This window comes from Bacillus sp. PS196 (genome assembly GCF_037963555.1).
Lineage (GTDB): Bacteria > Bacillota > Bacilli > Bacillales > Bacillaceae > Bacillus > Bacillus subtilis.
In genome coordinates, this window is record NZ_CP150159.1 from 908,109 (window position 1) to 925,000 (window position 16,892).

At 43.9% G+C, this 16,892-nt stretch carries 15 protein-coding genes and 2 rRNA genes (1 of these 17 only partly in view); 12 read left to right on the top strand and 5 right to left on the bottom strand.

The genetic code is table 11. The features are described 5' to 3' along the window. Nucleotides 1-56: 56 nt before the first annotated feature. A complete protein-coding gene (locus NST79_RS04695) occupies nucleotides 57-2,642 on the top strand; it encodes a YfhO family protein (protein WP_212059883.1) in 2,586 nt (861 codons plus the stop codon). Here NST79_RS04695 and NST79_RS04700 read toward each other — a convergent pair. Next, complete coding sequence (locus NST79_RS04700) at nucleotides 2,635-3,618, bottom strand: metal-dependent hydrolase (protein ID WP_014476212.1); 984 nt, start codon at nucleotides 3,616-3,618, stop codon at nucleotides 2,635-2,637. The genes NST79_RS04695 and NST79_RS04700 overlap by 8 nt on opposite strands. 215 nt (nucleotides 3,619-3,833) lie before the next feature. Between NST79_RS04700 and mutY the strand changes: the two genes are divergently transcribed. After that, nucleotides 3,834-4,943 carry an A/G-specific adenine glycosylase gene (mutY, locus tag NST79_RS04705; protein WP_015252513.1) on the top strand — a complete coding sequence of 370 codons (1,110 nt, stop codon included), beginning with the start codon at nucleotides 3,834-3,836 and terminating at the stop codon, nucleotides 4,941-4,943. Nucleotides 4,944-4,950: 7 nt separating this feature from the next. Here mutY and NST79_RS04710 read toward each other — a convergent pair whose 3' ends face one another. Beyond that, nucleotides 4,951-5,175 carry a hypothetical protein gene (locus tag NST79_RS04710; RefSeq protein ID WP_003233542.1) on the bottom strand — a complete coding sequence of 75 codons (225 nt, stop codon included), beginning with the start codon at nucleotides 5,173-5,175 and terminating at the stop codon, nucleotides 4,951-4,953. Nucleotides 5,176-5,256: 81 nt separating this feature from the next. Between NST79_RS04710 and fabL the strand changes: the two genes are divergently transcribed. The 5 genes from fabL (at nucleotide 5,257) to NST79_RS04735 (ending at nucleotide 9,268) form a co-directional block, all read left to right on the top strand. After that, a complete protein-coding gene (gene fabL, locus NST79_RS04715) occupies nucleotides 5,257-6,009 on the top strand; it encodes an enoyl-[acyl-carrier-protein] reductase FabL (RefSeq protein WP_003223262.1) in 753 nt (250 codons plus the stop codon). Nucleotides 6,010-6,077: 68 nt separating this feature from the next. Then, nucleotides 6,078-6,332: a gamma type acid-soluble spore protein SspE gene (gene sspE / locus NST79_RS04720; protein WP_003233541.1), complete on the top strand. Its 255-nt coding sequence runs from the start codon at nucleotides 6,078-6,080 to the stop codon at nucleotides 6,330-6,332. 172 nt (nucleotides 6,333-6,504) lie between these two features. Further along, nucleotides 6,505-6,765: a YgaB family protein gene (locus NST79_RS04725; protein WP_003242708.1), complete on the top strand. Its 261-nt coding sequence runs from the start codon at nucleotides 6,505-6,507 to the stop codon at nucleotides 6,763-6,765. A 143-nt stretch (nucleotides 6,766-6,908) separates the two neighbouring features. Next, nucleotides 6,909-7,439: a DUF402 domain-containing protein gene (locus NST79_RS04730; RefSeq protein ID WP_003223272.1), complete on the top strand. Its 531-nt coding sequence runs from the start codon at nucleotides 6,909-6,911 to the stop codon at nucleotides 7,437-7,439. Nucleotides 7,440-7,525: 86 nt separating this feature from the next. Continuing rightward, on the top strand, nucleotides 7,526-9,268 hold the full coding sequence (locus NST79_RS04735; protein WP_032723011.1) for an ABC transporter ATP-binding protein: 1,743 nt from the start codon (nucleotides 7,526-7,528) through the stop codon (nucleotides 9,266-9,268). A 76-nt stretch (nucleotides 9,269-9,344) separates the two neighbouring features. Here the strand turns inward: NST79_RS04735 and NST79_RS04740 are convergent, their stop codons facing one another. Both NST79_RS04740 and NST79_RS04745 read right to left on the bottom strand, forming a co-directional pair. After that, complete coding sequence (locus tag NST79_RS04740) at nucleotides 9,345-10,406, bottom strand: aromatic acid exporter family protein (RefSeq protein WP_003233537.1); 1,062 nt, start codon at nucleotides 10,404-10,406, stop codon at nucleotides 9,345-9,347. A gap of 220 nt (nucleotides 10,407-10,626) precedes the next feature. Next, nucleotides 10,627-11,916, bottom strand: coding sequence for a glutamate-1-semialdehyde 2,1-aminomutase (locus NST79_RS04745; RefSeq protein ID WP_015715541.1), 1,290 nt, complete (start codon nucleotides 11,914-11,916; stop codon nucleotides 10,627-10,629). A 152-nt stretch (nucleotides 11,917-12,068) separates the two neighbouring features. On the opposite strand from NST79_RS04745, the gene bcp reads away from it, so the two are divergent. Both bcp and perR read left to right on the top strand, forming a co-directional pair. Next, nucleotides 12,069-12,542, top strand: coding sequence for a thioredoxin-dependent thiol peroxidase (bcp, locus tag NST79_RS04750; protein WP_003233532.1), 474 nt, complete (start codon nucleotides 12,069-12,071; stop codon nucleotides 12,540-12,542). Nucleotides 12,543-12,664: 122 nt separating this feature from the next. Beyond that, on the top strand, nucleotides 12,665-13,102 hold the full coding sequence (gene perR, locus NST79_RS04755; protein ID WP_003223285.1) for a peroxide-responsive transcriptional repressor PerR: 438 nt from the start codon (nucleotides 12,665-12,667) through the stop codon (nucleotides 13,100-13,102). Nucleotides 13,103-13,136: 34 nt separating this feature from the next. On the opposite strand, the gene NST79_RS04760 is transcribed toward perR, so the two are convergent. Continuing rightward, nucleotides 13,137-13,490, bottom strand: coding sequence for a YgzB family protein (locus NST79_RS04760; RefSeq protein WP_014479226.1), 354 nt, complete (start codon nucleotides 13,488-13,490; stop codon nucleotides 13,137-13,139). Nucleotides 13,491-13,697: 207 nt separating this feature from the next. Between NST79_RS04760 and NST79_RS04765 the strand changes: the two genes are divergently transcribed. From NST79_RS04765 to NST79_RS04775, 3 genes are all read left to right on the top strand, one after another. Then, the gene (locus NST79_RS04765; protein ID WP_003243727.1) at nucleotides 13,698-14,582 is read left to right on the top strand and encodes a nucleotidyltransferase-like protein; all 885 of its coding nucleotides are present in this window, start codon (nucleotides 13,698-13,700) and stop codon (nucleotides 14,580-14,582) included. A gap of 293 nt (nucleotides 14,583-14,875) precedes the next feature. Next, nucleotides 14,876-16,425, top strand: a 16S ribosomal RNA gene (locus tag NST79_RS04770). A 170-nt stretch (nucleotides 16,426-16,595) separates the two neighbouring features. Beyond that, a 23S ribosomal RNA gene (locus NST79_RS04775) occupies nucleotides 16,596-16,892 on the top strand; it runs 2,631 nt beyond the window's last position. The 16S and 23S rRNA genes sit together here, the layout of an rRNA operon.

Sequence of the window (16,892 nt, forward strand, 5' to 3'; positions counted from 1 at the left end):
TTGGCAGTGCTTTTTTTGCGTGTCTATTATCTTAAAAGCAAGACTGGAGAATTCATATGAAAAGAAAACATATCATGATCTATGCGGCCAGTTTGCTGGTGTCCGTTCTGGCACACGCTTTTTTTGTGAAAGAATGGGCGGAAGGCAGGTATATGACAGGTCCGGGTGACGGGCTTGCGCAAATGATCGTATTTAAAAAATTATTATTTGACCAATATACACACGGGAATTTTTTCTACAATTATTCATTCGGACTTGGCGGCGGCACATTCAGTCAGCTCGGCTATTATTTTTCTGCGTCTTTTCTTTTTCTTGCTGTGTCCGCCGCTGTTTGGCTGCTTCAAGCCGTCCAGCTGATCGAAGAAGCGGATACGCTTTTTTGGGCTGAGTCAGCTGTTTTTATCAGTATTTTCAAATTGAGCTTGATCATCTTTACGTCCGCTTCTGTTTTTCATTATCTTCTCAAGCACAGGGCGGCATCGTTCACGGGAGCCGTGTTATACGGCGTCTCAATTATTTATTTCCGTCACGAAGCGTATTGGGAATTTTTCACCGATACAATGGTTTGGCTTCCGCTGCTTGTGCTTGGTGCAGAAAAAATTATTAGAGAGCGGCGTCCGGCGTGGTTTATCGTTGCGTGTTCGCTGACGTTAATCAATAATTTTTACTTTGCATACATAAACCTTATATTCATCGGAATCTATTTGCTGTTCAGATGGCTGATCCGTTTGGAACCACATGAAGAGAAAAGATGGATTCAAATCAGATTATTTCTGGTTTCAGGCTTCATTTCTTTTGGCATCAGTGCGGCGGCGTTTGTGCCCGTAGTATACGGTTTTTTAAACAACCTGCGCCCTCCATACAGCCAGAAAATAGAGTGGCTCAATTTCGATGATAATATCTTATTTTCGAGCCGGATCATCATTGTGCCGGCCGCTTTTCTGCTGTTTTTGTTTATTATTTCTTTTTACAAAAACCGTGTATTTCGTCTCTTTGCCGGATTGAGCCTGCTGTTTATTCTGTTTCATTTCAGTCCGTATGCGGCAAGCGTCTTTAACGGTTTTTCCGCCCCGCAAAACCGGTTTGAATATGTTCTGGCCTTTACCATTGCGGGAGCAGCTGCGGCTGGTTTGTCACAGCTGTCTGATTTGAAACGGAAAGAACTGCTCCCGGCCGCAGCTGTCGTCCTGCTTCTTTACTTGTATCATATCCAAAGGTATAAGCTCGATATATGGAAGCCTGCGAATGAAAGTATTCTATTGCTCTTACTCATGACAATCGCAGCCTTGTTTGCTGCAGCTTTTGCGAAAAAACGGGCAAAAATGGCTGTGTACGGTATAATCATTCTTTCTTCGCTGTTTATCGCCAACTCCTATCAAAAATACGCACTCTCAGAAGGCGGCGATTTGGACAGTGTGACAAAAGAATATCTTACAAGTGAGGAATACAGAGGGCGGGAATCATCTGAGCTCATCAGACGTTTACAGAAGGAAGACGATGATCCGCTCATGAGAATCGACTGGATGAACGGGGTCCGCAATAATACGCCAATCATTTACGGGTTTAATGGCTTCAGCGCGTATTCCAGCATTTTAAACAAAGATCTGCTGGCCTTCTATTGGAATGATTTAAGCATCGATATGGGCAGGGAAAGCGTCAGCCGTTACGCGTCATTGGGAGACAGGGCGAATTTATACAGCCTGCTTTACGGCAAATATTATATGACCGAAAAAACAAACGAAGCCAGCGTCCCGTACGGCTTCAAAAAGCATTTAGAAACAGAGCATTATGCAGTTTATGAGAATCAGTACATGCTTCCATTCGTCAAAACAGCGGATGCCATATACAGCGAAAGTGAGCTGGACCGATTGCCCGCTCTTGCGAAAGAACAGGCGATGCTGAAAGGAATCATATTAAAAGATCCATCAGTAAAAACGGAGCAGACACCAAAACCGTCCAATTTGATCACCAAGTCGGACATCACTGCAAAACAAGCCCAGTATCAAAACGGGCTGCTAACCGTAACTGGAGAAAACGGAGGAGAGCTGATCATCACCCCGAAACAGCCATCATCCGCTCCGGGAGACTACTATGTCAGCTTTTATTTGAAAAGCAAAGCAAAAGACAAAGGATTTACGTTAAAGGTAAATGATTATGTCACAACAAGGAAATCGAACAAATCGATATATAAAACCGGAGTAAATAATATAACGGTAAGAGTGCCTAAATCACGCCATATCTCAATCAATCTTCCGAAAGGAACCTATGAGCTGAGAAACATAGCGCTCTATGAAGAAAATTACCAAACGCTGAAAAACGCTGTAATGCAAAATAAAACAGAGAAAGCAGACAAACTGAATTGGAACAAAAATCGACTGACCTTTGCATATCCTCTGTCAAAAGACCAGTACATCATGCTTCCGATCCCATATGAAAAAGGCTGGGAGCTGAAGATCAACGGAAAAACACAGAAGATCGAAAAAGCGGATTATGCTTTTATAGGCTTCAAGGCGCAAAAGGGAGACAATCACATTGAGCTGACTTACTATCCGCCATACTTCAAAATATCGGCGATCATATCTCTCGTCAGTCTGCTGCTTGCTGTTTTCTATATAAGACGTAAAAAGCCCGGCTCTATATAGAGCCGAGCTTTAATTTTTTCTGTAGTTTTTCTTCGCTGAATATCCATCCCGTATAGGATGAACGAATTGTGAGATCATGGCCGATATGAACAATTGCGACAAACGGATAATGGCCTTTGCTCCGATAACGCAGGTCGATAAATCTCACCTCATAATGATCTTTAAACGTATCCACTTCCCACCGGTAAACCGGAGAAAAGGACAGAAACGCCGCGATGTTATCATCCTGCTTTGCCGCATGCATTACATCGGTTTCAGGAACAGGCACCCGATTAAATGTATCCAGAATCACGACATGTCCTTCCATGCTTCTTCCTACATAGAAAGCATGTGCTGTCGTCACTGCGATTCGCCATTGCCTGAATTTCATCGTTGGAGAAATAATAATGCTTTCGATCTCATCATGAATCATCTCATGAAGCTTCCGTTTAATTCTCAGCTGCATGATCAGGCGCACCAAGTAATAGCCTGCCAATATGATATATAAGCTGAGAAACGTGATGCCGGGACTCCCGCCTGCATACCAAATCGCGATAGCTGCCAGATGGCTGATAAAAATAAACGGATCAAACGTATTAATCAGCCCGAGCGCAACCCATTTTTTCGAAAACGGACGAATGGCTTGTGTTCCATAGGCGTTGAATATATCAACAAAGACATGCAGAACGACTGCCAGCAGTGTCCACAGCCATAGGTGCAGAAAATCGGCCTGAGGATAAAATAAATACAGAATCGCCGGGATGATGACAGACCAAAACAAAACGGCGGGAATTGAATGGGTAAATCCTCTGTGATTCCTTATATAAACAGCATTGTTTTTAAGCTTTAACACAGTATCAATATCCGGAGCCTGAGAGCCCGCAAGCGTTGCGATCATAACAGCATGAGCCATTGCCGGATCTGATCCGACAACAGGATCAAGCGTCGCAATACCGCCCAGTGCGATGCCCATAACGACATGTGTGCCCGTATCCATAGGTGACCTCCTTGCAGGGTGATCCTGCACATTCACTTTGTAAGAAATTCCCCATTTTCATATACCCAATTTTTAAACTGATTCAATCGTTCTCATATGTTTCCGCTTTTTCTTTATTACTATTTAATGTAACATATTATCGTACTGTGCCCTTAGTGTACAACAAAAAACAGTCTAAAGAAAAGCGGGGCGCGAAAGACTGGGGAGAAACACATATGAACGTACTTGAAGACAAATTAAAACAAAAAGACATACAGCAATTTCGCGATGATTTAATCTCATGGTTTGAACGAGAGCAGCGCGTTCTGCCGTGGAGAGAGGACCAAGATCCTTATAAGGTATGGGTATCTGAAGTGATGCTGCAGCAAACGAGAGTAGAGACAGTGATTCCTTACTTTCTGCGGTTTGTGGAACAATTCCCGACAGTGGAAGCGCTCGCTGATGCTGATGAAGAAAAGGTGCTGAAAGCATGGGAAGGGCTCGGCTATTATTCGCGAGTCAGAAACTTGCAAAGCGCGGTAAAAGAAGTGAAACAGGAATACGGCGGCATTGTCCCTCCAGACGAGAAAGATTTTGGCGGGTTAAAAGGCGTCGGCCCTTATACAAAGGGAGCGGTGCTCAGCATTGCCTACAATAAACCCATTCCCGCGGTTGACGGAAATGTGATGCGTGTCATGTCCAGAATTCTTTCTATTTGGGATGATATTGCCAAACCAAAAACAAGAACGATCTTTGAAGACGCCATACGAGCTTTTATTTCCAAAGAAAAACCATCTGAATTTAATCAGGGCTTGATGGAGCTTGGAGCCTTGATTTGCACGCCAAAATCACCCTCATGCCTGCTATGCCCGGTTCAGCAGCATTGCTCAGCATTTGAAGAAGGCACTGAACGGGAGCTTCCGGTAAAAAGCAAAAAGAAAAAGCCCGGGATCAAAACCATGGCCGCGATCGTACTGACTGATGAAGACGGACAAGTGTATATCCACAAACGGCCGTCTAAAGGTTTGCTCGCCAACCTGTGGGAATTCCCTAATCTTGAAACACAAAAAGGGATCAAAACTGAGCGTGAACAGCTCATTGCTTTCTTAGAAAACGAATATGGCATACAAGCTGATATCAGTGATCTGCAAGGTGTAGTCGAGCATGTTTTCACCCACCTGGTATGGAATATTTCAGTGTTTTTCGGTAAGGTAAAACAAGTGTCGGATACCAGCGAGCTGAAAAAAGTAACGAAAGAAGAGCTCGAACAATTTGCGTTCCCGGTGTCACATCAAAAAATCTGGAAGATGGCAGTAGAAGCAGCCGCCATCTCGGCTGCTCCGTAAACCATTCTTAATCGTAAGAGACGCGCGTGCCGTGGCTGTAGTCCGCTTCATTGCGCTTCATTCCGCCGCGCGCTTCAATTTCTTGCGTTAATTCCCGGTATTTTGATTGGCCTTCTTCGTTCAAATAAGGCATAATTTGCTGAAAGGCATGATGAAAATAAGCGAGTTCACTGTTCTTCCAATCTTTTTTGGAAACCATGTTCAATTCGCTCATATCACGTCCGACATACATAACAGAAGACCCCCTTTAAAGTTCTTGCCATTATTGTTTGTGGAAATAAAAGAACTATACGCTACAAGGAGATGAGGAAAAATGGAACAAAATAAATGTGCACTCGTAACAGGAAGCAGCCGCGGTGTCGGAAAAGCGGCCGCGATCAGACTTGCTGAGAACGGCTATAACATCGTCATTAACTATGCACGCAGCAAAAAAGCAGCATTAGAAACAGCGGAAGAAATCGAAAAGCTTGGCGTTAAAGTGCTTGTCGTAAAAGCAAACGTAGGACAGCCTGCAAAAATCAAAGAAATGTTTCAGCAAATTGATGAAACGTTCGGCAGACTTGATGTTTTTGTCAATAATGCCGCTTCAGGAGTACTAAGACCTGTCATGGAATTAGAAGAAACACACTGGGACTGGACGATGAACATTAATGCGAAAGCATTGCTTTTCTGCGCTCAGGAAGCTGCCAAGCTAATGGAGAAGAACGGAGGCGGGCATATTGTCAGCATCAGTTCATTAGGCTCTATCCGCTATCTTGAAAACTACACCACGGTCGGTGTATCAAAAGCAGCGTTAGAGGCTTTAACCCGTTATCTTGCCGTTGAGCTTTCACCAAAACAAATTATCGTCAATGCTGTTTCAGGCGGAGCGATCGACACAGATGCGCTGAAACACTTCCCGAATAGAGAAGATCTGCTTGAGGATGCGCGCCAAAACACGCCGGCGGGACGCATGGTCGAAATTAAAGACATGGTTGATACTGTTGAGTTTCTAGTGTCTTCCAAGGCTGACATGATCCGCGGACAGACAATTATCGTTGACGGCGGACGCTCACTGCTCGTTTAAAAATTTTTAAAAAAGAGGAATAGCTATACGATCACCTGCACATTCTAATGACCGTGGAGGTGATAACAATGGCTAACTCAAATAACTTCAGCAAAACAAACGCTCAACAAGTTAGAAAACAAAACCAACAATCAGCTGCTGGTCAAGGTCAATTTGGCACTGAATTTGCTAGCGAAACAAACGCTCAGCAAGTCAGAAAACAAAACCAGCAATCAGCTGGACAACAAGGTCAATTCGGCACTGAATTCGCTAGTGAAACTGACGCACAGCAGGTAAGACAGCAAAACCAATCTGCTGAACAAAACAAACAACAAAACAGCTAATCACTGAAACAGAAAAAAGCACTTCATCTTCGGGTGGAAGTGCTTTTTTCTGTTTGAAAAACGACAAAACTTGTGGAAGGTCTACAGAATGAGTCAAAGGGTTTGCTTTACGGAGATCGAAATGATTAAAGGAGGAAATGTTTATACTTTCATCAGGCTGAAGGAGGAACCGATGACCGAATTTGAAAAGCTGGTAAGTGAACAGATGAAAACGATGGATAAGCTTCTCGATCTCCAATCAGAGCTCGACCGCTGCAAACAAATTGAGGCGGAACTTCGGCATTTGGAAAGGGATGCAAGGCTGCGTGGGATTCAGGCTGAAATTGCGGTAAAACGGAAACACCTTGCCGATATACAGGATATGTTTCAAAAGCAGACAGAGCAGGTCATTCGTTCATATCGCAGCTCAGAAAAGCCGTCTTCCTTTGTGTAGTGCAGGAATGTGCCATTCCCCGGCCGGAATGGCTCTTTTATTTTCATTTTTCAATTTGTAACGTTATAATAGGTAAAAGACGTTGTCGGTAAGCAAATTTGGACATACTAACTGTAGGGCTTTATAGAAAGTAGGGGAGAAATATGGGCTATCCCAAGGAAGGAGAAACCATTCAAATTCACAGCTATAAGCACAACGGGCTGATTCATAGAATTTGGAATGAGACAACAATCTTAAAAAGTACAGAAATGTGTGTCATCGGAGCCAATGACCGGACGATGGTAACCGAATCAGACGGCCGGACATGGATAACCAGAGAGCCCGCAATCTGTTATTTTCACGCAAGACAATGGTTTAATGTCATCGGGATGCTGAGGGAAGACGGGGTTCATTATTATTGCAACATCAGTTCTCCGTTTGCCTATGATGGCGAAGCAATTAAATATATTGATTATGACTTAGATGTTAAGGTTTTTCCTGACATGACCTACAATATTCTCGATGAAGACGAATATGATGATCATCGGAAAGCCATGAATTATCCAAAAGAAATCGACAGTATTTTAAGAGACTACTTAAATACGCTGCTCCATTGGATTCACCAGCGTCAGGGACCGTTTGCGCCCGAGTTTGTCGATATGTGGTATGAACGGTATTTGCGCTATACAAAATAATGGTTACGTAAAAACCTGTTGCGGGGTACAACAGGTTTTTCACATGGGCTCACACACATCATGAGAAAGAGAGAGGGGGAATCAACGTGGGGGTTATGAAACGCTACATGCAATTCGTCAAACCTTATAAGAAGCAAATTTTCGTTACAGTGTTAATCGGGATCGTCAAATTTTCCATTCCGCTTGCTCTCCCATTGCTTCTGAAGTACGTAGTTGACGACATTATTCAAGGAGGCGGCACGGCCAGTGACAAAACCACGTCATTGTTCACGATTATGGCGATCATGTTCGCCTTATTTTTAATTTTGCGCCCGCCTGTTGAATATTACCGGCAATATTTTGCCCAGTGGACTGCCAGCAAGGTGCTTTATGATATAAGAGCTAAGCTGTTTGACCATATACAAAAACTGAGCCTTCGTTTTTACGCGAATACAAGAACAGGGGAAGTCATTTCCCGAGTGATTAATGATGTAGAACAAACAAAGGATTTCGTCATCACAGGGCTGATGAATATATGGCTCGATATGCTGACGATTTTGATTGTAATCTCTATCATGCTCACACTGGACGTTAAATTAACGCTGATTTCTATCGTATTATTCCCATTATACGGAATATCAGTGAAGTATTTTTACGGCCGTTTACGAAAGCTGACAAGGGAGCGCTCACAGGCTCTTGCTCAAGTGCAGGGGCATTTGCACGAACGCATTCAAGGCATGCCTGTCATCAGAAGCTTTGCGATAGAAGATCATGAACAGGCTCAATTTAATGAGAAAAACGGTCATTTCTTAGATAAAGCCATCCGACACACGAATTGGAACGCCAAAACTTTTGCGGTCGTTAATACCATTACAGATTTGGCGCCGCTCATCGTCATAGCGTGCGCCGGGTATTTTGTCATTAATGGACCGCTGACAGTCGGAACAATGGTCGCGTTTGTCGGATATATTGACAGAATGTACAACCCTGTTAGAAGGCTGATCAATTCCTCTACAACTTTGACACAGTCAATCGCATCAATGGACAGGGTGTTTGAATTTATTGACGAGCCCTATGAACTCACTGACAAACCAAATGCGATAAAGGCCGATCAGATTCGCGGAGGAGTGGAGTTTCAAAACGTTTCGTTTCAATATGAGAAGGACAAAGAAAATATTCTTCATGATGTATCCTTAAAAGTAAATAGAGGAGAAACTGTAGCTCTCGTCGGCATGAGCGGAGGAGGAAAATCAACGCTCGTCAGCCTGATCCCAAGATTTTATGATGTAACAAGCGGCAGACTGCTGATTGATGGGACGGATATTCGCGATTATGAAGCAAGAAGCCTTCGCAACCAGGTTGGTATGGTGCTTCAGGATACCTTTTTATTTAGTGAAACGATTCGGGAAAATATCGCGATCGGCAAGCCTGATGCCACACTTGAAGAGATAATCGAAGCCGCCAAAGCTGCAAATGCCCATGAATTTATCATGAGTTTTCCAGAAGGATATGAGACCCGGGTGGGGGAACGAGGCGTTAAGCTTTCAGGCGGACAAAAGCAGCGGATCTCAATTGCGCGGGTATTCCTGAAAAATCCGCCGCTCCTCATTTTAGATGAAGCTACATCAGCTCTGGATTTGGAAAGTGAGCATTACATTCAAGAAGCGATGGACAAACTGGCGAAGGATAGAACAACTTTTGTTGTCGCCCACCGTTTATCGACAATCACCCATGCGGATAAGATTGTTGTCATGGAAAACGGGACAATCATTGAAATCGGAACCCATGATGAACTCATGAACTATGAGAGCCAATACAAGCACTTATTTACCATTCAAAATTTGAACTAAAACATCAATCTTATATCCTTTTAACGAAGGATATAAGATTTTTTTGTATATAAAAAAACCCGGCTGTTTAACCGGGTTACTCTTCTGTTTCTATTTCGCAGTCTTTCGGATGATACGTTTGAAAACTTGTGATAAGTGTTTCTAAATGTTCAAGCTGCTCGCGATATTCCACGGCGCTTGCCATAATATTGAGCATGTTGTAATCAATAAGCTCCTCATCCGTATTCTGCTGATTTTTTAAAAATGACTTTGTTAAAAGCTGCTTATACCGGATGCCTTCTTCAACCGCGTCATCATGCGGCTTGATTTTTCCGACAAACCTCATCAAAATCCGTTCGTGCCAGTAAAGCAGGTAATCAAGTTCTTCAGTCAATGTTTCCTGAAACTCTTCCGGCATATGATAGATCTCGTTTTCCAGACGATGCAGCTTCTTCAATGTATCAAGCGCCCGATTTGCAGTAATAATGGCCTGTCTGAACAGGACAAGCTTTCTTGATTTCACATAAGTGGTTTTCTTAAAGTAACTTCTTTCTTCTTTATATAGAAGATATGTCTGATCAAGCTTGATCATTTTTTCTTTCAGTTTTTCAATATCCTCTTTCAAAATCGAATGCTCTGTCGACTGCCGCATGGACAATCTGATCCACTTCATAATTTCTTCGGTGTTTTCGACGGTATTATGAATCAGCTTTGTTTCGTACTTAGGAGGCAAAAACACAAGGTTGACGATAAAGGAAGAAAGCACCCCTAAGATGACTGTGCTTGTTCTGATCAGCGCGAACATTAAAAAGTCGTCACCGGCAGATTCTAATATCGCAATGACTGTTACAAGAGCAATTGAAATTGTATGTTCAATTTTAAGTTTCAGCATGATTGTAATGACAATAACTGCTGTTAACCCGATCATAATCGGGCTGGGTCCGAAAATAAGGCCGAACACTGTGGCAATCACAGCTCCGATGATATTTGCTTGAACCTGGTCAATAATAATGAGAAAAGAGCGGTAAATCGACGGCTGGATCGCAAATATCGCTGCAATTCCAGCGAAAATCGGCGCGGGAAGCCCGATCCACGAAGCCAAATAAAGGGCAAGTGTAATCGCAATCCCGGTTTTGAAAATGCGGGCACCAAGTTTCATTGGTTTGTGCGTGCATTCCTTTCTATAGTAAATTGTGTGACATAGCAAATGGGCTAATCCTTAAAATTCCCGGTTAGTTTATTTGCTAAACAATTAAGTAATATACAGGGATCGATACAAATATTCAAGCTATTTTTCTAGAAAAAGACCAAAATCTTACACGTTGTTTGATTCCATAAAAAAAACAGGAGCTCAAAGCTCCTGTTCAAGGTATCTGATTCTAGTTTTTAAGATGTTTAAAAGCATCCTCGACCGCTGCAAGCGTGTCTTTAATATCCTGCTCTGTATGTGCTGTGGTAATAAACCAAGCTTCATACTTAGAAGGTGCTAAATTAATTCCGCGTTCCAGCATCAGCTTGAAAAACGTAGCGAATGTTTCTCCGTCACTCCGTTCAGCCTGCTCGTAATTTTCGACTTTCTCATCAGAGAAGTATACCGTGAGCGCACCTTTTAACCGGTTGACCGTAATGGTGATGCCGTGTGTTTCTGCGTGCTTCAAAATACCTTCCTCAAGCATAGCGCCAAGGTGATCAAGCTTTTCATACACGCCTTTTTCTTTGAGCACTTCCAGACAAGCGATGCCTGATAGGATGGAAGCGGGGTTCCCTGCCATTGTTCCTGCCTGATAAGCAGGTCCTAGCGGAGCTACCTGCTCCATGATTTCTTGTTTGCCGCCATAGGCGCCAATCGGAAGTCCGCCGCCGATAATTTTCCCGAGTGCTGTTAAATCTGGTTTCACCTGTAAGAGATCCTGCGCGCCGCCATACATAAAGCGGAAAGCCGTAATGACTTCATCGTAAATAACGAGAGCGCCTGCATTATGTGTCAATTCATTTACTTTTTCTAAGAAGCCCTCTTTCGGCTCCACGATACCGAAGTTGCCGACAATCGGTTCAACGAGAACCGCCGCGATTTCACTGCCCCATTTATCAAGAGCCGCTTTATAGCTATCGATATCATTAAATGGTACTGTGATCACTTCGTTTGCAATGCTTTTCGGTACACCGGCTGAGTCTGGTGTGCCGAGAGTAGACGGGCCGGAGCCTGCGGCGACAAGCACAAGGTCCGAATGCCCGTGATAGCAGCCCGCAAATTTAATGATTTTTGTCCGGCCTGTATATGCGCGAGCCACGCGGATGGTCGTCATAACGGCTTCTGTACCCGAATTGACGAATCTTACTTTGTCCATAGCGGGAATGGCTTCTTTGAGCATTTTTGCAAATGTAACCTCGTGTTTCGTTGGTGTTCCATACAATACACCGTTCTCTGCTGCTTTTTTAATCGCTTCTGTAATATGCGGATGGGCATGTCCTGTAATAATCGGACCGTACGCCGCTAAATAATCGATGTATTTGTTGCCGTCCACATCCCAAAAATAAGCGCCGCTTGCTTTCTCCATTGCAACAGGAGAACCGCCGCCGACTGCTTTATATGATCTAGACGGGCTGTTTACACCGCCGACAATGTGCTGTAATGCCTCATTGTGAAGTTCAATTGATTTTGTATGCAAGAATAAAAACCTCCTATATCTCCATGCGTCCTTTCTATTGTAGCATGCTTCCGAACAAGAACAATGGCTTCGGGCTTCAGATTCAGCTGAGATGGTTGTAATCTGGACAAGAATTGGATACGCTTAATAAAAAAACATCCGGAGGTAACGTAATGACTATAGAAATCGGACAAAAAGCGCCTGATCTTGAGTTAAAAGGTGATCATGGGGAAACAGTAAAATTATCGGATTATAAAGGAAAGTACATCGTGCTTTATTTTTATCCAAAGGACATGACACCGGGATGTACAACTGAAGCATGCGATTTTCGGGACAGTCACGAAAGCTTCGCCGAACTGGATGCCGTCATTATCGGCGTCAGCCCGGACAGCCAGGAAAAACACGGAAAATTTAAAGAGAAGCATAACCTTCCATTTCTGCTTCTTGTTGATGACGAGCATAAGCTGGCGGAAGCATTTGATGTGTGGAAGCTGAAGAAAAACTTCGGAAAAGAGTATATGGGAATCGAGCGTTCCACTTTTTTAATTGATAAAGAAGGCCGGCTCATTAAAGAATGGAGAAAAGTAAAAGTAAAGGACCATGTAGCCGAAGCGCTTCAAACCCTCAAAGATATGTCGGAAAAGTAAATCTCTATGAGCCTATGCTTACTTTTACCCTGATATCAATTGACAAATTATCGTAGAAAGAGTTACACTAATTATAAACATTACAATGTAAGAATTTTTTTTAGAAGAGAGGTGCATGACGGATGGCTGCACATGAACTAAAAGAAGCCTTAGAAACGTTGAAGGAAACCGGAGTTCGCATTACTCCTCAACGTCATGCGATTCTGGAATATCTCGTTAACTCTATGGCTCATCCAACAGCGGACGATATATATAAAGCTCTGGAAGGGAAATTTCCTAACATGAGCGTAGCGACGGTATATAACAATTTGCGTGTGTTCCGGGAATCAGGTTTGGTAAAAGAGCTCACATACGGTGATGCTTCCAGCAGATTCGATTTTGTCACATCCGATCACTATCACGCGATTTGCGAAAACTGCGGTAAAATTGTGGACTTCCACTACCCGGGCCTTGATGAAGTGGAGCAGCTCGCTGCCCACGTCACGGGCTTCAAGGTAAGCCACCACCGTTTAGAAATTTACGGCGTCTGCCAAGAGTGTTCGAAAAAAGAAAATCATTAAAAATAAGCTGACCGCACGAAACGGTCAGCTTATTTTATTTCGACATTTTCTTTTTATTATAAGACTCATCAAATTCTTTTCCTTCTAATCCCTTATCTAAAGTCAGCGGCTCTCGGCAATGCATGCACATATCGACTCTTCCTAAAACCTTTGTCTCTTTATCACAGCCTGGACAAATGACGCGAACCGCTTTAGTCGAAAGCATTCCGATCCAAAAGTAAACTACCGTGCTGAGACCGATGGATAAAAGCCCAAGTATCATAAACAAACTAGAAAGCAAAACTGACTCTTTGAAAAAGATCCCGATGTACATAATGATAAACCCAACGAAAACCAAACTTAACGCAAATGTTCTGATTTTATTAATTTTGCTGGAGTATTTCGCCATGTCCATCCCCCTCTGTTTTAACTATAGCACAAACCCGATGGGATTTTCTTCATGTTTTCGGTTGAACTGGAATTTACATATGGAGAGTTACTGTGAAATTGTTTATAATAGTTCAATGTGTTTAGAAAAAAGGAATTTCGTTTTAACCATAGAATTGAATCAAATAGAGAATAAAAAAATTTGAACAATTGCATTGGAGGAATAGTGATGGAAAATCTTCTCCGTCCAATTTACCAAGAAAGAGCAAGTCACCCCAATACATTGGCTGTCATTATGATTGAGAGAAGAAACAAAACATCTTCCTTAACAGATAACTTTGATGCAGCTTTGCTGGTGATTGTAAAGGATGCTGATGAGCCAGTTTTTATAAAGCATTATGAATTTGATCATCAAACAGCTTCTTTGCATGTGGTAACAGATTCTCAGATTCAAGAATGGATTTTGCTTGGAACAAATAGAAGAATCATAGATTGGATTGTAAATGGCAGAGTCTTGTTTGACCGTAATGAATACGTAGTTGAACTGATTGACAGGCTGAATACATTTCCGTTTGCCGAACGTAAACTGAAGATCGGACTCGAATACGGCAAATTAATCAGAAGGTATGTTGAAGGGAAAGCTTTTTTTGAAGCCAATCAATTTTTAGATGCCTACAATGCCGTTGTTCATGCGCTGCATCATTTAGCACGTATTGAAGTAATCGACAGAGGATTCCATCCCGAAACCACGGTGTGGAGCCAAGTGCGCCAGATGGAGCCCCAGGTGTACAAATTATATTCCGAGCTGATTGAAAGTCATGAGAGCCTGGAAAAAAGACTTGAATTATTATTCTTAGCAAATGATTTTCTCATCCATTCCAAAGCCGAGATCGGTTCGGCGCATCTTTTCGAAGTAATGAAAGAAAAAGACATTTGGCAATTCGGTGAGCTTCTTCAACATCATGACCTAAAGCACTTTACCCAAGATCTTGGCGTTATGCTTGATTACTTGACGGAAAAGGGACTTATCAACGTCTGCCAGATAGAAACGAAAGGACAGGCTGTCTATCACCGAGGATATTCTTTTAAAAAAGGTGTTGACTCTGATTCTTGACCGTGTTATATTATTAAACGTCGCTGATGCGCTTCTGAGAAAACAAGCTCACAGCGGCGGGGAAATAAATCAAAAAAACATTTGACAAAAGAAAGTCAAAATGTTATATTAATAAAGTCGCTTCAACAAGAAGTGAAAATGATCTTTGAAAACTAAACAAGACAAAACGTACCTGTTAATTCAGTTTTTAAAAAATCGCACAGCGATGTGCGTAGTCAGTCAAACTAGGGCCTGCACGACGCAGGTCACACAGGTGTCGCCGCAGGATGCGGTGAACTTAACCTGTGATCCGTTTATCGGAGAGTTTGATCCTGGCTCAGGACGAACGCTGGCGGCGTGCCTAATACATGCAAGTCGAGCGGACAGATGGGAGCTTGCTCCCTGATGTTAGCGGCGGACGGGTGAGTAACACGTGGGTAACCTGCCTGTAAGACTGGGATAACTCCGGGAAACCGGGGCTAATACCGGATGGTTGTTTGAACCGCATGGTTCAAACATAAAAGGTGGCTTCGGCTACCACTTACAGATGGACCCGCGGCGCATTAGCTAGTTGGTGAGGTAACGGCTCACCAAGGCAACGATGCGTAGCCGACCTGAGAGGGTGATCGGCCACACTGGGACTGAGACACGGCCCAGACTCCTACGGGAGGCAGCAGTAGGGAATCTTCCGCAATGGACGAAAGTCTGACGGAGCAACGCCGCGTGAGTGATGAAGGTTTTCGGATCGTAAAGCTCTGTTGTTAGGGAAGAACAAGTACCGTTCGAATAGGGCGGTACCTTGACGGTACCTAACCAGAAAGCCACGGCTAACTACGTGCCAGCAGCCGCGGTAATACGTAGGTGGCAAGCGTTGTCCGGAATTATTGGGCGTAAAGGGCTCGCAGGCGGTTTCTTAAGTCTGATGTGAAAGCCCCCGGCTCAACCGGGGAGGGTCATTGGAAACTGGGGAACTTGAGTGCAGAAGAGGAGAGTGGAATTCCACGTGTAGCGGTGAAATGCGTAGAGATGTGGAGGAACACCAGTGGCGAAGGCGACTCTCTGGTCTGTAACTGACGCTGAGGAGCGAAAGCGTGGGGAGCGAACAGGATTAGATACCCTGGTAGTCCACGCCGTAAACGATGAGTGCTAAGTGTTAGGGGGTTTCCGCCCCTTAGTGCTGCAGCTAACGCATTAAGCACTCCGCCTGGGGAGTACGGTCGCAAGACTGAAACTCAAAGGAATTGACGGGGGCCCGCACAAGCGGTGGAGCATGTGGTTTAATTCGAAGCAACGCGAAGAACCTTACCAGGTCTTGACATCCTCTGACAATCCTAGAGATAGGACGTCCCCTTCGGGGGCAGAGTGACAGGTGGTGCATGGTTGTCGTCAGCTCGTGTCGTGAGATGTTGGGTTAAGTCCCGCAACGAGCGCAACCCTTGATCTTAGTTGCCAGCATTCAGTTGGGCACTCTAAGGTGACTGCCGGTGACAAACCGGAGGAAGGTGGGGATGACGTCAAATCATCATGCCCCTTATGACCTGGGCTACACACGTGCTACAATGGACAGAACAAAGGGCAGCGAAACCGCGAGGTTAAGCCAATCCCACAAATCTGTTCTCAGTTCGGATCGCAGTCTGCAACTCGACTGCGTGAAGCTGGAATCGCTAGTAATCGCGGATCAGCATGCCGCGGTGAATACGTTCCCGGGCCTTGTACACACCGCCCGTCACACCACGAGAGTTTGTAACACCCGAAGTCGGTGAGGTAACCTTTTAGGAGCCAGCCGCCGAAGGTGGGACAGATGATTGGGGTGAAGTCGTAACAAGGTAGCCGTATCGGAAGGTGCGGCTGGATCACCTCCTTTCTAAGGATATTATACGGAATATAAGACCTTGGGTCTTATAAACAGAACGTTCCCTGTCTTGTTTAGTTTTGAAGGATCATTCCTTCGAAACGTGTTCTTTGAAAACTAGATAACAGTAGACATCACATTCAATTAGTAATACAAGATATCACATAGTGATTCTTTTTAACGGTTAAGTTAGAAAGGGCGCACGGTGGATGCCTTGGCACTAGGAGCCGATGAAGGACGGGACGAACACCGATATGCTTCGGGGAGCTGTAAGCAAGCTTTGATCCGGAGATTTCCGAATGGGGAAACCCACCACTCGTAATGGAGTGGTATCCATATCTGAATTCATAGGATATGAGAAGGCAGACCCGGGGAACTGAAACATCTAAGTACCCGGAGGAAGAGAAAGCAAATGCGATTCCCTGAGTAGCGGCGAGCGAAACGGGATTAGCCCAAACCAAGAGGCTTGCCTCTTGGGG